The 15,248-nt window shown below is 56.3% G+C and carries 6 protein-coding genes; 2 read left to right on the top strand and 4 right to left on the bottom strand.

Annotation, left to right across the window (positions count from 1 at the left end):
* Positions 1-502: 502 nt before the first annotated feature.
* Both ACIONG_RS00985 and solA read right to left on the bottom strand, forming a co-directional pair.
* On the bottom strand, positions 503-7,135 hold the full coding sequence (locus ACIONG_RS00985; protein ID WP_401296086.1) for a DUF3320 domain-containing protein: 6,633 nt from the start codon (positions 7,133-7,135) through the stop codon (positions 503-505).
* A gap of 663 nt (positions 7,136-7,798) precedes the next feature.
* Positions 7,799-8,977 carry an N-methyl-L-tryptophan oxidase gene (gene solA, locus ACIONG_RS00980; protein WP_401296084.1) on the bottom strand — a complete coding sequence of 393 codons (1,179 nt, stop codon included), beginning with the start codon at positions 8,975-8,977 and terminating at the stop codon, positions 7,799-7,801.
* Positions 8,978-9,331: 354 nt separating this feature from the next.
* On the opposite strand from solA, the gene ACIONG_RS00975 reads away from it, so the two are divergent.
* Both ACIONG_RS00975 and ACIONG_RS00970 read left to right on the top strand, forming a co-directional pair.
* The gene (locus ACIONG_RS00975; RefSeq protein WP_401296082.1) at positions 9,332-11,740 is read left to right on the top strand and encodes a glucose/quinate/shikimate family membrane-bound PQQ-dependent dehydrogenase; all 2,409 of its coding nucleotides are present in this window, start codon (positions 9,332-9,334) and stop codon (positions 11,738-11,740) included.
* A gap of 104 nt (positions 11,741-11,844) precedes the next feature.
* On the top strand, positions 11,845-13,134 hold the full coding sequence (locus ACIONG_RS00970) for a carbohydrate porin (protein ID WP_401296080.1): 1,290 nt from the start codon (positions 11,845-11,847) through the stop codon (positions 13,132-13,134).
* 169 nt (positions 13,135-13,303) lie between these two features.
* Here ACIONG_RS00970 and ACIONG_RS00965 read toward each other — a convergent pair whose 3' ends face one another.
* Positions 13,304-13,495 carry a hypothetical protein gene (locus tag ACIONG_RS00965; RefSeq protein WP_103301947.1) on the bottom strand — a complete coding sequence of 64 codons (192 nt, stop codon included), beginning with the start codon at positions 13,493-13,495 and terminating at the stop codon, positions 13,304-13,306.
* 122 nt (positions 13,496-13,617) lie between these two features.
* Positions 13,618-15,123: a diguanylate cyclase gene (locus tag ACIONG_RS00960; protein ID WP_401296078.1), complete on the bottom strand. Its 1,506-nt coding sequence runs from the start codon at positions 15,121-15,123 to the stop codon at positions 13,618-13,620.
* Positions 15,124-15,248: the final 125 nt, after the last annotated feature.

Raw genomic sequence — 15,248 nt, 5'->3', positions numbered from 1 at the left:
CGCTGGGGGGCGGTTCAAATTATTTTGCTGCAGGATAGGCATTGTGGGTCGATATTCACTTCTAAAGCGCGGAGCAAAGACTTGCTCTTAGCCAGCAATAGACCCTGCGCTGACGCACTGTAGTTCGCCATCATCGAAGGGTTATTTCTGATGAATTATCTTAACAACGACTTGAGGGCTAATTTCGTAGAGGCACTTGAGGAAAATATCGACACTGATGTCCATCGCCTATGAAAAGCTCGGCCCCGCCCATGCTTTGGCTCAGGCAGGTTTAGAGGGTGGGAGTGAGATCGTTCTGAATTATGTAGATCACAACGAGGCTGGACTCGCGTTCGAACATCTACTTTAGATGATAAATGAGCCGCCGCCACCTATATCTGAAGCATGTATAAACGTACTGGCCCGGATAGCAAAACCTTGGAAAGGCCGTTCAAAAAATGAATGAGCATTCGTCAATAATCTCCGCTGGATTCAGCGAAGATTATTCTGTTCTCCTATTTCCTCATCTCATTTCGCCCACATGGCGAACTGCCGTTTCAATACGTAGCCGCCCAGCGTGAGCCAGCTTTTGCACACCGACCTCTCTGGCAACTGCATACACGAGGGCCTCAGATTCGTGACCTGCCTCAATCATCTCTGTGACTAGAGCGCAAAGTTCAGGTAAGGAAATCTCTAAAAGATTTCTCGACTCCTCATTTCCCGAGCGCCTGAACGAGACGTCTGAATCATCCTTGAGATGGCTTGGCCAATAGAAAACACCCAATGAGGCCTCCTCATGCGTTTTAAATCTAGCCTTCGCAAGTTGATCGACACGATCACGAATACGTGCCCCTGTCCGAACCCATCCATGTGACCGCGCAATACGCCGCGCGAGCACCACATCAAGGACTGGCCCTTCTTCGTTGATGACGTACTCAATCATCTGCTCGAGTACGGGGGTATATCCAGCATCAAAAAAACGATCCGGATCGACCGATTCTACCGCCTCTTTTGGATCTACTTCTCTGTAAAGAAAGCAATCAACAGGGATGGATCTAACGTCTGGGGCTTTCATCGAATGCAAATTGGCTGCCTTGGCATATTGCTGTGACGCAGGTACCCCATCCGATTCTTTCCATTGGGCGTCATCTTCCATCGCCACTTGGCTTACTTGATCGATGACTTCAATTACCTCAGCCATGGCAGCATCGGCTTCGAGTCGCCCTGCCTCAAGAGCTGCTTCAAGTACAGCTTGCTTGGCACGCGATTCCGCTAGTAACTCAGATAATTGCTGGTGAACCTTTTCCGCTGTACCGAGGGCGTCGACCCACCAGTCCGTGGACCAGATGCGCACAATTTCCCAGCCCAAGCCGCGCAATACATATTCGCGAAGCTTGTCACGATCACGCGCCGTGGCGCTGCGGTGATAGGTTGCGCCATCACATTCGATACCAGCAAGGAAGCGTCCCGGTGAGTCCGGGTGAATGACACCTAGATCAATCCGGAAAGACGAAACGCCGATCTGCGTATGAACTTGCCAGCCTTTTTTGACCAAAGCTACCGCTACGGCTTGTTCAAAGGGACTATCAAAGCCACCAACACTGCCGAAATTGGCTTCAACCAGTGCCTGTGGCCCTCGCTCTGCAAATTCCAGAAAATGTTTCAAGTCACGCACACCGATTGCCTGCGTACGTGCAAGATCCATATGCTCTGGCCGAAGAGTCGAAAAAACACGAAGCTCTTGGCGGGCCCGGGTAACGGCGACATTGAGCCGTCGCTCCCCCCCTTGCCGGTTTAACGGACCGAAATTCATTGACATCACGCCGGCGGCATCTTTCGCGTAGGTGATCGAAAAATAAATGATGTCTCGTTCGTCACCTTGAACGCTTTCGAGGTTTTTAACGAACACTGGCTCTAGTTCTGTTTCGGCGAAGTAAGGTTCCAATGTGGGATCCTTACGGCGGGCTTCATCCAACAAGTCTTCAATGAGCTTCTGCTGTTCGCCGTTGAATGTCACCACCCCGACGGTATGTCCTGATTGACGAAAATCAGCCGACTTCAAGCGGGAAACGAGGTCGGCCACCAATGCGCGCGCTTCAATCGGGTTTGTCCGAGAACCACCTTTTTCATACACGCCGACGACCGGATAGAGTTTCACCGCCCGGTCAGTTGTAAAGGGTGATGGGAATGTCACCAGCTTCGACTGATAGTAGCGCTCGTTGGAAAATGCAATAAGGCTTTCGTGACGACTGCGATAGTGCCAATTCAGGTTGCGTGTTGGCAGATTCGCACTGATGCATTCATCGAGAATGCTTTCGAGATCCGATTCCACATCTTCGTCTTCTGCCGTTGATTCGGCCCGATCAAAGAACGAGGTGGGCGGAAGCTGTTTCGGGTCACCGACCATCACTACCTGGCGACCTCGGGCCATTGCGCCAATTGCATCCCAAACCGGAATCTGCGAAGCCTCGTCAAAAATCACCAGGTCAAAAGGAGTTGACGCAGGTGGCAGGTACTGGGCGATGGAAAGAGGACTCATCAGCAGACACGGCGTCAACTTTGTCAGTGCTTCAGGAGCACGACTCATGAGCTCGCGCAAAGGGATATGCTTAGTTTTCTTGCTCATCTCATGTCGTAGCAAGCCCCACTCGGAGGAGCGGCTGACACTCTCCTGGCTTGGGAGGTCAGCACATAATCGGGCACGCAGCCAATCACGCGTCAAGGCGATGAACTTGTCGTCAAGCGCACGGAAATCGCGGATACGCTGCTCATGCTCGGCGCTGACAAATGAGCGTATGACCGCTTCGGTATCAACGGTTGCGTTAAGCCACCAACGCGCGTAGTTCACTTCCAGAACGCGACGCACCTTACCGGGAGCGATCGTGCCATTTTCCAGTGCACCGACAATAGGGGCTAGCCCCATCCCCATTGCTTCATCCCTTACTTTGCGCCAGGCACACCATGTTTTCAGGCGAGCTTCGGAGGAAATGATCAACTCACAATTTGATATGAGTCTATCGATCGAAAAATCTGAAACTTCGGAGATTCCCGATTCGGTGAAGTGACCGGTGCTCGTCAGGTCAGCGGAGCAACGGCCAAGTTGGGTAAGCTTCTCGCGAAGACTGATGCCCGCCAGACAAACAGCCCCTTCTGGCTCCAACAATGCGTTCCCGTCACCCAAAAGACTGTGCAGTCGTGCCTTGTAAGAAACAACTTGTTCGGAGGTGAGTGCAAGCCTGGCGATTGCCGTTGCTAGTTGCCGTTGAAACTCCACAGCTTGCTGAGCGAATTCAATCTTCGTCCTCAAGTCTTGCCAGAGTGGGATCGTTTCTCTTAGATCCAACAACTCCGCGAGGTTCCTTTCGAGCACCGCTCTCTCCTTGAGCAGGACAAAGTCGGTCTTCAGGGTTAGGCCACAGCGCCCTTCCTCCACCTCGGGATGGTCCTCAACCATACGGCCACGGTCTTCGATTTCACGTCGCTCAGCCTGGAATCGCAGCGCTGCCGATAATCTGTCCGTGTTGGACCCCACCCCCTGCCAAAGCGCTTCAGTCTGATCTTTCAGCTGCGATAGGTCAGCAATCGTTTCATCAAGACTGCGAAGGGTTCGTAGACGATCAAGTTCGGCCTTGAGAGTTTCCCCCAAACGACCTTCTTCAATCTGTTGGAAACCTTCGTCCAGCCATATTGTTTCGTTTTTCTGGGACTGCAGTGCCTCCTGGAATGCAATGGCTAATACCAAGTGAGGTACTTCGGATTCTGCTCCCTTCCACACCGAACCGCAGGTCTGGCCGACGTCAAGAGCATTAATCGCGTTACGCGTTGCGCGAATCTCAATCCAGATCGCGAGATCCTTGCCTACGTCAGCTTCGCCAACTGTGATTTGAATCGGCTTGAGTAAAGCTGCGATCCTTCGACGGCCCAGCCAAGATTTAGGCCAGATCGCCTGACTTGCTTCATTCCATTCATGCTGGAGTTGATTGACATCAAGCGCCTCTATCGCCTCACCGTAACTCACAGACAATTGTTGGGTGAGCTCGCTAATTTGGGAAAGCAGCGCTACAGCCTGCTGAAGTTTTTCAATAACATCCGGCGACCAGGGCGAATCTAACTCGGCAAAAGTTGCTCGGCGCTGCGATACCAACTCAACACCACGTTTGACATCAGCTATTACCCTTGATGGCCACAGCTCGGACAGCTTGGAATTTATTGTTCGATGCTGCTCAATCCAGGTGCATCCTTCAGCCAGTTGCTGAGCCAATGAACGTGCATCTGGTCGCAATGCAAATCGCCAATCATGGCCAGCTGCTGTTGATAGCACTTGCGAAAGGAGAGTAAGTCCTTCCAAAGCAGTCGGGGTGGATGAAGTAGCTGGCAATCCCGCCAGTTCAACAAATCTTTCAACACAACGCTGCGCATCCAAGGCACAGGGAAGGACATCTCGCGCGGCCCGGATGAACTGCTGCTGCCAATGAGGTGACCATTCAGCCTGAGCAACTGATGACAACACATGACCGACCAACTGCTCGTAACCTACAGCTTTAGCGTTAACCTCAAGCCGATCAGCCAATCCGCGGAGCTCAAGCATGCCTTTCTGGTCATGGAATTCGGGTGATATCCATGCAAGCGGTGCTACAGGCTCGTCTGTGCCAGAGGTAACGATTCCTATGGCATCGTAAACTGTGTATCCATTTCTATGACGGCGATGCAGGCGCTCCACGTAAATGTTCAGACTATCGCGCAGGGTAGCAAGACGCTGCGCTTCCACTTCCCAGGCAGCAGAATCGATCTGTCCCGTTGCTTCCCACGCCGACTGCAATTGCGCTAGCACTTCGGTCTTGCGTGCTTTACTCGAATGCAGTTCAAGGCAAAACTCGCCCAGACCGATTTCCCTCAGACGTCGGTAGACCACATCTAGAGCGGCAATTTTTTCCGAGACAAACAGCACACGACGACCTTGCGCAATCGACTGGGCAATCATGTTGGCAATTGTCTGGCTCTTGCCTGTACCCGGTGGGCCAATAAGTACGAAGTCTTTGCCCTTCGCGGCAGCCAGAACAGCGCATAACTGTGAAGAGTCAGAAGGAAGCGGACAGAAAACTTCGGCCGGGCCATAGTCGCAGTCTAGCGATGTTGCATCTGGAAACGGTGTTTGCGAGTTAAACGAATCCCGAGGCGTGTCCAGCAAATGCTGGACTACCGGACTCTGTCTCAAGTGTTCCGCGTTCTCTGCCAGATCTTTCCACATGAGGTACTTGGCAAAGGAGAACATGGACAGCACGACATCCTCGTTCAGCTCCCAGCCTGGAATGTCTTTAATGGCCTGGCCAACCCTGTTCCAGATTGCTGCGATGTCCAAGCCTGACTCGTCTCGCGGCAGCTCCTCCTCCAGGGAGCCCAACCCAAGTTCAAAATCCTGACGCAGCATTTCAATGAGCGTCGGGTTGAATCGCGGTTCGTCGTCGTGCAGCACGATAGAAAATCCCGAGCGCGCATTTTTGCGCTCGAGGCTCACAGGCACCAATACCAGCGGAGCACGATAGCGTTGGCCACCACGATCCTCTCGAGTCCAACTAAGGAAGCCTATCGCCAAGAACAGTGTGTTCGATCCTCCTTCCTGCAACGCGGTGCGAGCGCTCCGATAAAGGTCAGTCAGACGCGCATCCATCTCCGTACTCGATAACGCAACGAACACTTCCTTGCGCTTGAGTGCATCTTCAGCGTGTCGACGACGTACGTCCTCACGCTCGCGCTGCTCATAAAGTGCTTTCTCACGGGGATCGGCGCCATCCATCAGGTCGGGCCTAGTCAGCAAGCGGAGGCGCTGGCCACTCGAAAGAAGATCTTCCAGTGCGCCCGGATCAGGTGCCTCAACCTTCAGCGCGCGTTTTCCCGCCTTGAAATTGAGAAGATTGTTACGCAGAGAAAGATCCAAAAGCTTGCGCTGCCAACGCCCCAAGCGGTCTGCGGGATCCAGTTTTGACATATCTTCGATTTCGAAGACAGCTGTGTCATCCGAAAGATGACCGGCGTCCTCCACCAGAAGCGGTGGAGCCTCTTCCTCTAAATCTATCGCGATCAATCGCGCAGTCCGGTTTTCGGGACTCGCCAAAGGTTTGATGCGCTGGAGTCGCGCTCGACGGATGTCCAGTAACATCTCAAACCTGGCTTGGGCATCTTCAGCGATTTGTTGATTGCCTCGCTCTACCGCATAGGAAAAGGATGGCACCGGATGTTGAGTGAGTAGCGTGGTCTCAAACAGTGCGAGCTCTTTGAGTTTCACACGCTTGCGTATCGCAGTAACGTCATCCACCAAGGTAGTTGTGAACTCCTCAGGTTTGAGCCAGAGTCCCGCAAAGGCGTGGCCTTCAGTGAAGATCATTACGGGGTTGAGCCCTGCTTGTTCAAGGGCAGCACAAAAAAACAAGGCAAGATCCAAACAAGTAGCAAGACCTGAGTCGGTTACCTGGCTGGGGCTACGCACCTTCTGTCCGAACTGCTCAAAACTAGCAGGTGGCAACGCGTAATCGAACTTCAGTCTAGCGATGGCACCCCAGATTGCCGAGGCCAGTTGCCAAGCCCGCTTAGCGCCGCCCTCGTAACCATTAAGTCCCGATGGCTTATCGCTCATTCGCAACAATTCAGCGGCTTGTTTGAGTAAACGCTCCACTGCCGCATCGTTAGGTTGGACAAATGCAGCTGTCATATCCGGAATGTGCCGTAGACCGCCCCACTGAGTGCGAGGCATAAGTTCCACAACCTGTTCCAGTCTGGCAATTTCCCTCATTGCGCCCGGCGTTTCGCTGTCATCAGCTTCCAGCGTGAACGTGAACGTGGACATCTCTGCTTCGGTAAGACGGTTCAGCAGCGGGCCGTCCAGTACCAGGTCCAGACCGGGGATAACCCGAAAAGCATCCGCAGCAACCTCGTCAATACGCCATATCTTTGGCTTGAGCACCTCTGGCGACGATCTCAATGTGAGGATCACGTTGTTGAAGCGCTCATCTGTTTCGTTAGAAATCCGTAGCTCGCGAAGCACCGGGATAGCGTTCTGAAAATCCGCAAGGTTTAGTTTCGTCACTAGGGTGGCGAGAATTTTCAGCTCTTTTGGGGCGGGAACCTCGAGGGGCATGACGGGCTGAACGACGTCGTCCATGGGCAACCTTCCTTGTTGAGAGGCTCAAGGGGGTGCAGGCGACAACCCGGTCAATAGGTCTCCGCTTGAGCTAATGGCGAGATGATAGCCTTTACCCAGACATTATTAATACGCCTTTGGTCGGTCCCTGCCCTGACGCCAAACACTTTTTAGTTCTGCTTACCTTCATCCCGAAGTTGCGGTGATTGCGATATTTTCTTCCTGCTCCCAGCCGCCCGATTCGTCCGACCGATTAGAGAATAAAAGTCGGTAGAAACGCTCTGACTTCTATTTGCTGCCGGTAATAACCATGCTCAGAGTCGATCCTTAGTTTTACTAGATCAGACCGTGGCTAAGTCCTGTCGTAGATCACAACCACTCCGTCAAAAAATAATGTCTCACGTACATTTCAATGCTCTTTCCATTTTCTTGTAACGCCCATCTCCGCTGAAGCCCTTGGTTGGGATAAAGAGATCAAACTTTGGGGGGAGTTCGGCCTCCCATGGGCGACGTTGTTTCGCTGACCAACACAGCAGGTCAGGTATGGGAGCTGTCGACCTTCCTGACTGTTCCCACCTGGATCAGCTCCAGCGTGTAATGGGCGTTGATCAGGACAAAGTCATCCTGGTTAGCACACGCGACAGCATCGCGGCTTCCACAGTGCAACGGAAAAAGCGGCGCGTTTCACGATAGTTTTCCTTCGAAGCGTTTCAGGGAGAAAGACGACAGATCCAGGTCGGTCGAGCCACGCATGCACCACTGCGCAAATGCCTCGCCGAGTGCGGCGGAGTGTTTGAAACCGTGGCCGGAACAGGCTGACACGAACAGGGTGTGTTGCAGGGACGGATGCTCGTCGATGATGAAATGGCGGTCCGGCGTCACTGTGTAGGCGCAGACCGCAGACTTGAGCACTGTCGACGTCACGCCAGCGATCCGGCCGCGCACCTGGTGCTCGTACATCGCCTGCTCTTCGGCCGCCGAGACCGTGCGGTCGATGTCTTGCGGCAACGTCGCGGTGTGGTATTGCGCCGTGGCGATTTTCAGACTGCCTTCGCCGGGCAACGCGGGAAAGCCGTAATTGACTTTATCGTCGCCGCGACCGTGGGTGAGGATAAAGGTCGGAGAATGGCCGACCAGTTCGGCGTTTTCTTCCAGCTCGAACCAGAACAATTTCTGCCGGTAGACGCTGAGCAGGTTTTCGAACGGTTTGCCGAGTAGCTCGCCACTCCAGTTGCCCGCGCTGATCACCAGTTTGTTGGCAGACAGCGTGCGACGGTCTGTCGTGACGGTGACGCCCTGCTCGTCAGAGCTGATATCGGTGACCGTTTCACCTTTGTGCAGAATCGCCCCATGCTGCTCGGCGAGTCTGAGCTGTACGTCGATGCAGCGTTCCGGGCGGACGAAACCGCCGCCCGGCTCGAAGTAGCCGATGGCCGTGTCGTGCACGTTGGCGAATTGCGCAAAACGCTGGCGAATCTGCGCGGCGCTCAGGACTTCGTGCTCAATGCCATAGGTCTGCGCCAGACCGATGGTGCGCAAGGTGAAGTCGGTTTTGTCATCGGGATCGAACTCGGGGCTCGACGTCAGCACCAACAGCCCGGACTGTTCGAACAGCGACTCGCCCGTCAGCGCCTCCAGTTCGCGCCAGATGCGGTGGGAGTTGCGCACGATCGGCACATATTGCGCGCCCTCACCCACCGACAATCGAGTGATACGCGTATCGCCATGGCTCGATCCAAGGTTGTGCGGAGGATGATGGCGGTCGATGCCGACAACATTCACGCCTGCTTTCGCCAACTGATACACCGTCGCGGCGCCCATGGCACCCAACCCCAGAACGACTACCTCGCAGCGCACGGACATCAATAGCTCCCTATCAAAAAGGCGCCAGTTGAGCGGGAAACCGATCGGGAATCAAAGACTAAAAGGGCATATGCATATGTCTGATTGTGTGGAGGGAAAGCTCTGACTCCTGCCGTATGTCGGTTAATCGCCGAATTATTGGAGAATTTTTAGAGCTGTCATAAGTACCAGACCTTCTGACATAAACAGCGCTTTCCACGACCTTTGGATAATTGCGTCGAGCTATAGCCATTGCACCGCTCCCCCTGTTGGCACGGGTTTGAGCAGCGAACTACGCTTCCCTCAGAAATAGTGATTTAACTAGGTAGTTACCTATCTATATAATGCACGCCTCATTTCAACGGGACATTCAACGTGAAGCAGAGTCAACGCCTCTCGGGCATATCAAAATTCATTCTGGTCGGGCTGGGCGTGGTCATCGCCCTGCTCGGTCTGGCACTCGCTGCTGGTGGCGTGAAATTGGTCAGCCTGGGAGGCTCGTGGTACTTCCTGTTGGGTGGCCTGGTGATGGCTGTTTCCGGCCTGCTGATCGCTCGCTTCAAACCGGCCGGCGCGTGGTTGTTTGCGGCGTTCCTGGTCGGAACAGCGATCTGGGCGGTGAGCGACGCCGGGCTGGTGTTCTGGCCGGTGTTCTCGCGCCTGTTCATGTTCAGCGCCATCGGCGTGGTCGTGGCGCTGGTGTATCCACTGCTCAAACGTGCCAACGGCGGTGTTCCAGGGCGCGGCGCTTATGCGCTGGCCGCTGTACTCGCCATCGGTGTGGCTGTCGCGGCCGGCAACATGTTCGTTGCGCACCCGACTGTCGCCGCCACCGGCACTGGCCCGGGCCTGACCCCGGTCGAGCCGGACAAGGCGCAGAAAGACTGGGCGCACTACGGTAATACCGAGGGCGGCAGCCGCTTCGCTGCGCTGGATCAGATCAACCGTAACAACGTCGACAAATTGAAAGTGGCGTGGACTTACCACACTGGTGATGTCGCCCTGAGCGATGGCAACGGTGCCGAAGACCAACTCACCCCGCTGCAGGTCGGCAACAAGGTGTTCATCTGCACCCCGCATAACAACCTGATCGCGCTGGATGCCGACACCGGCAAGGAACTCTGGAAAAACGCCATCAACGCCCAGTCGAAAGTCTGGCAGCGTTGCCGTGGCATGGCGTATTTCGACGCCACTGCCGCCGTCGCCAAACCGAGCAGCTCGCCAGTCACTCCCGAGGCTGCACCCGCCCCCGCTGCCAACTGCCAGCGCCGCTTGCTGACCAACACCATCGACGCCCGTCTGATCGCGGTCGATGCTGACACCGGCGAGTTCTGCCAGGGTTTTGGCGACAACGGTCAGGTCGATCTGAAGGCCGGTCTGGGTGATGTCCCGGACAGCTACTACCAATTGTCCTCCGCCCCGCTGATGGCCGGCACCACCGTGGTGGTTGGCGGTCGCGTGGCCGACAACGTGCAGACCGACATGCCGGGCGGCGTGATCCGTGGTTTCGACGTGATGACCGGCGCCATGCGTTGGGCTTTCGACCCGGGCAATCCGCAGGATAAAAAGGCTCCGGCCGACGGCAGCACCTATGTGCGCAGCACGCCAAACAGCTGGGCGCCGATGTCCTACGACGCGGCGACCAACACCGTGTTCCTGCCGATGGGCAGTTCCTCCACCGACATCTACGGTGTCGAGCGCAGCAAACTCGATCACACCTACGGCGCTTCGATCCTCGCGCTGGACGCCAACAGCGGCGAAGAAAAGTGGGTGTTCCAGACCGTGCACAACGATCTGTGGGACTTTGACCTGCCGATGCAGCCAAGCCTGATCGACTTCACCAAGGACGGTAAATCCATACCGGCGCTGGTGATCGGCACCAAGGCCGGGCAGATCTACGTGCTCGACCGTGCCACCGGCAAACCGCTGACCGAAGTCAAAGAAGTGCCGGTCAAAGCGGCGAACATTCCGAACGAGCCTTACTCGCCAACCCAGCCAAAATCGGTGGGCATGCCGCAGATCGGTGCTCAGCACCTGACCGAATCGGACATGTGGGGCGCGACCCCTTACGATCAGTTGCTCTGCCGCATCGACTTCAAAGGCATGCGCTACGACGGCTTGTACACCGCGCCGGGCACCGACAAATCCCTGAGCTTTCCGGGCTCGTTGGGCGGCATGAACTGGGGCAGCATCTCCACTGACCCGGTGCACGGTTTCATCTTCGTCAACGACATGCGTCTGGGCTTGTGGATTCAGATGATCCCGTCGCAGAACAAGGCGCAGGCGGCCTCCGGTGGCGAAGCGCTGAACACCGGCATGGGCGCTGTGCCGCTGAAAGGCACGCCGTATGCGGTGAACAAGAACCGCTTCCTGTCGGTCGCCGGCATTCCTTGCCAGGCGCCGCCGTTCGGCACGCTGACCGCCATCGACATGAAAACCCAGAAAGTCGCCTGGCAGGTTCCGGTTGGCACCGTCGAAGACACCGGTCCGCTGGGCATCCGCATGCACTTGCCAATCAAGATCGGCCTGCCGACCCTCGGCGGCACCCTGTCGACCCAAGGTGGCTTGATTTTCATCGCCGGTACTCAGGACTTCTACCTGCGCGCCTTCAACAGCGGCAACGGTGAAGAAGTCTGGAAAGCCCGCCTGCCAGTGGGCAGCCAGGGCGGCCCGATGACCTACGTTTCGCCGAAAACCGGCAAACAATACATCGTCATCACCGCCGGTGGCGCGCGTCAGTCGACCGATCGCGGCGACTACGTGATGGCTTACGCCTTACCGTAAGCGGCTGCGCCCGTGTTCAACACGGGCGCTTTCTTTTCAGTGCGGCACCTGCGGGTGCCGCACTGCTTTGCGCAATCGATAAAGATTTCAGCAGGAAGATTGTCATGTTTCGTTTTACTCATACCGGCTGGCTCAACGGCGTGCTGTTGGGCCTGACCTGCAGCGCCGCCCTGCCCGCCTTCGCCTCCGATGATTCGAACCTTTTGACCCGCAATACCCTCACCGGCGACTGGGGCGGTTTGCGCCACCAGATGGACGAGGACGGCGTCAAATTCACCGGCGACTACAGTGGCGAGACGGCCTATAACGCCGACGGCGGTCTGCACCGTTCGGCCCGTTACTCGCAGAACATCAAGCTCGGCGTGCAATTCGACCTGAGCAAACTGTACGGCGTCGACAATGCCGGCAAGGTCCAACTGAGCATCAATGACCGCCGCGGCAACAGCGCTTCCGAAGATCTGGTCGGCAACCGTCTGCCGATCCAGGAAAACTACGGTGGGCTCTATACGCGCCTGACCGAACTGAGCTACGAGCGCAGCCTGTTGACTCCGGCACTGAACGTGAAGCTGGGTTACATGGCCATGGGCAATGACCTCGGTGGCCTCGACAGCGGCATCCTCTGCAACTTCATGAACGCCGGTTTCTGCGGGCATCCGTTGAACATGTCCGGCGGCAGCGGCTGGACCAACTACCCCAACGCCCGCCTCGGCGTGCGGGTGAAATACGATCTGTCGCCTGAATGGCAACTGCGTGTGGCCGCGTTCAATGTCGATCCCGACAGCAACGGCAATTCCAGCCGCGCCTGGCACCTTGGGCCGAAACACACCACAGGCACCGTGGTGCCGATCGAACTGGTGTACAAGCACGCGGGTCAATTGCCGGGTGAATACAAGGTCGGCTACTACTACGACAGCTCTGATGTGAAGCGCATTGGCAGCGATAAGGAAGTGTCCGGTCGTGGTGGTCATTATTTGCTGATCGATCAGGCGGTGTGGCGTTCCGAGACGTCCGAGGGCCGCAGTCTGCATGCCTTCGGTCAATACTCGGCGGCCAGTGAAGCCGCTTCGCCGTTCAGCAAGTGGTACGGCACCGGCGTCGTTCTGTACAAACCGTTCGAAGGCCGCCCGCGTGACACCGTCGCTCTGGGCTACGGCCGTGCGGTGCCCAATCCGCGCAGTCGCGATGTGCAGCAAGATGCCGCGTTGAATAACGGCACGGCGTTCCCGAATCTGGACAGCGCCGAACAATTGATCGAACTCGGCTACGGGTATCAGGCAACGCCTTGGCTGACCCTGCGCCCGAATCTGCAGTACATCATCGAGCCGGGGGCTTTTTCCGGGCAGAACATCGACAATGCGTTGGTGGTGGGTTTACAGGTGAAAGCGTCGCTCTGATTGCAGGCCATAAAAACCTCTACCCGAACCAACATTAATTTGTGGCGAGGGAGCTTGCTCCCGCTGGGGCGCGACGCGGCCCTTCTTTTACACAAAAGAGGGTCTGCTGCGCAGCCCGGCGGGAGCAAGCTCCCTCGCCACAGATACAGCGCGAAGCTCAAGGTTTTAGCTAAGGATGCTCACTCGACACCGAGTTATTGGCCTCCACGTCGCTCATGTCTTCTTCGACCGGCGCTTCGTCGTCCGCTGGCAGCGGCACCTCAGGTTCATCGCGCCGTGGGTCGTGCCCGGTTTCATTGTCCGTGGTGCGTGTCACTTCCTGCTGAGACGTGTTGCCTGGCGCTTTCTCATCAATGTCCATGCTGGCTCTCCTAACAAGGCGCGGGAAGTCCGTGCTTGAAGTTCAGAGGCGATCAACCCATGGGAGTGCCGAGTTCTGGACGGACGGGCTTGCGTGCCAGCCCGGTGAGCCAGCGCACCTTGTTACATCCCTCCCCTCACAAACTGATTACGTCCCAATGCCTTGGCGTTGTACAGAGCCTGATCTGCCACTTCGATCAACCCCTGTAAATTGTCCAGCCGGGTGCCGCTAGCGGTAGCAATCCCGATGCTCACACTCAGCCGACCGAGCGGGCTGGTGTTGTGCGCAATGTTCTCTTGCTGCAAACGGTCGAGGATGAGTTGCGCCACCACTGCGGCCCCGTCAGCGTCGGTATCAGGCATGATGATGCCGATCTCCTCTCCGCCATAACGTGCCACCAGATCCGACGGTCGCCTTACGCAGCCCTCGAAGATTCTGCCCACCGTCTGCAAACACGCGTCTCCCGCCACATGCCCGAGGGAATCGTTAAAGCGCTTGAAGTAGTCGATATCAATCATCAGCAATGCCAGCGTCGTGCCGTTACGCTGTGCTCGCCGCGCCTCCATGGCAAGGCTTTCATCAAAGCAACGCCGATTGGCCAGACCGGTCAGGGCATCCCTCATTGCCAGCAACTCAAGTTGCCGGTTCGATGAAAGCAACTGCTGCTGAGCCCCGCGCAACTGATCTTCTGCCTCGGTACGCCGACGGATATCCAGAATCAGAAACCAGCCGATGAGCCCTGTCAGCCCCAGCAAACCCGTTACCACCACCGCCGAGAGCAATGCCTCCGTTCGCCACGCGGCGAGGGCTTCGCGTTTGCCTAGTGCAACAGTCGTTATCAGCGGCAGCCGGTCACTTTTGCGGAAGGCATAGAGGCGCTCCACGCCGTCCAGACTGGAGGTAAATGAGGCGGTGCCGACAGATCGATCGACGAGATACTTGGCATAGATGGGCGAATTGGAAAAATTGCGCCCCATGTCCTGCTCACGGAATGGATAGCGAACGAGCAACGTTCCGTCGGTATAGGACAAACCGATAGCCCCCTCCTGCCCCACGTCGATCTTCCCGAACAATCGCAGGAAGTTTTCGATCCCCAGGGTAACCGCCACCACGCCGGCAAACTCGCCGCCAGGACCATTGAAACGCCGGCTGACGGTGATCACCCATTCCTGGTTGGAACGGCTCTGGATGGGCGGACCAATAAAGGTCTCGCGGGAAGGATCGTCGCGGTGATGAATGAAATACACCCGATCACTGCTGTTCGCACCTGCTGGAATAGGCCGGTTGGAGGACATCAACCAACGACCCTGATTATCGTAGATCGTGATACCACTGAGCTGTGGCATCAGCGGCTCCTGGCGGTCGACCAAAGCACGCAGCCGTTGAATCTGTGCAGGACCGCTGCCTTCAGTTTCCAGACGCTCGACGAGCCCGAGCAAAAGCAGCGAGCTCTGACGGACAATGCCTTCGGAGTAAGTCGCCAGGGCCTGGGTAAGGTTCAAACCATGGACGTCGACCTCCGCCAGTGCTCGCTCTCGAGAGGCCAATACCTTCCAGACCGTCAAAGACGCCAGGGAACAACCGATGACCAGCAGCAAAAGCACAACCAGGTGGGAATCACGCTTCACGTTACTACCTTTTGGAAAGTCCGGTTTTCCGCTCCAGCAACATGGGGTCAAGGCAATGGCGGCAGTCATTCATCCTATTCGGGAAGCAAGGATACAAGCAGTGCTGAATCGATGCAGTAACTGAA

The organism is Pseudomonas sp. NPDC087817, assembly GCF_044742875.1.
Classification (GTDB): Bacteria; Pseudomonadota; Gammaproteobacteria; order Pseudomonadales; family Pseudomonadaceae; genus Aquipseudomonas.
This window is presented reverse-complemented; position numbering and strand designations above follow the sequence as displayed.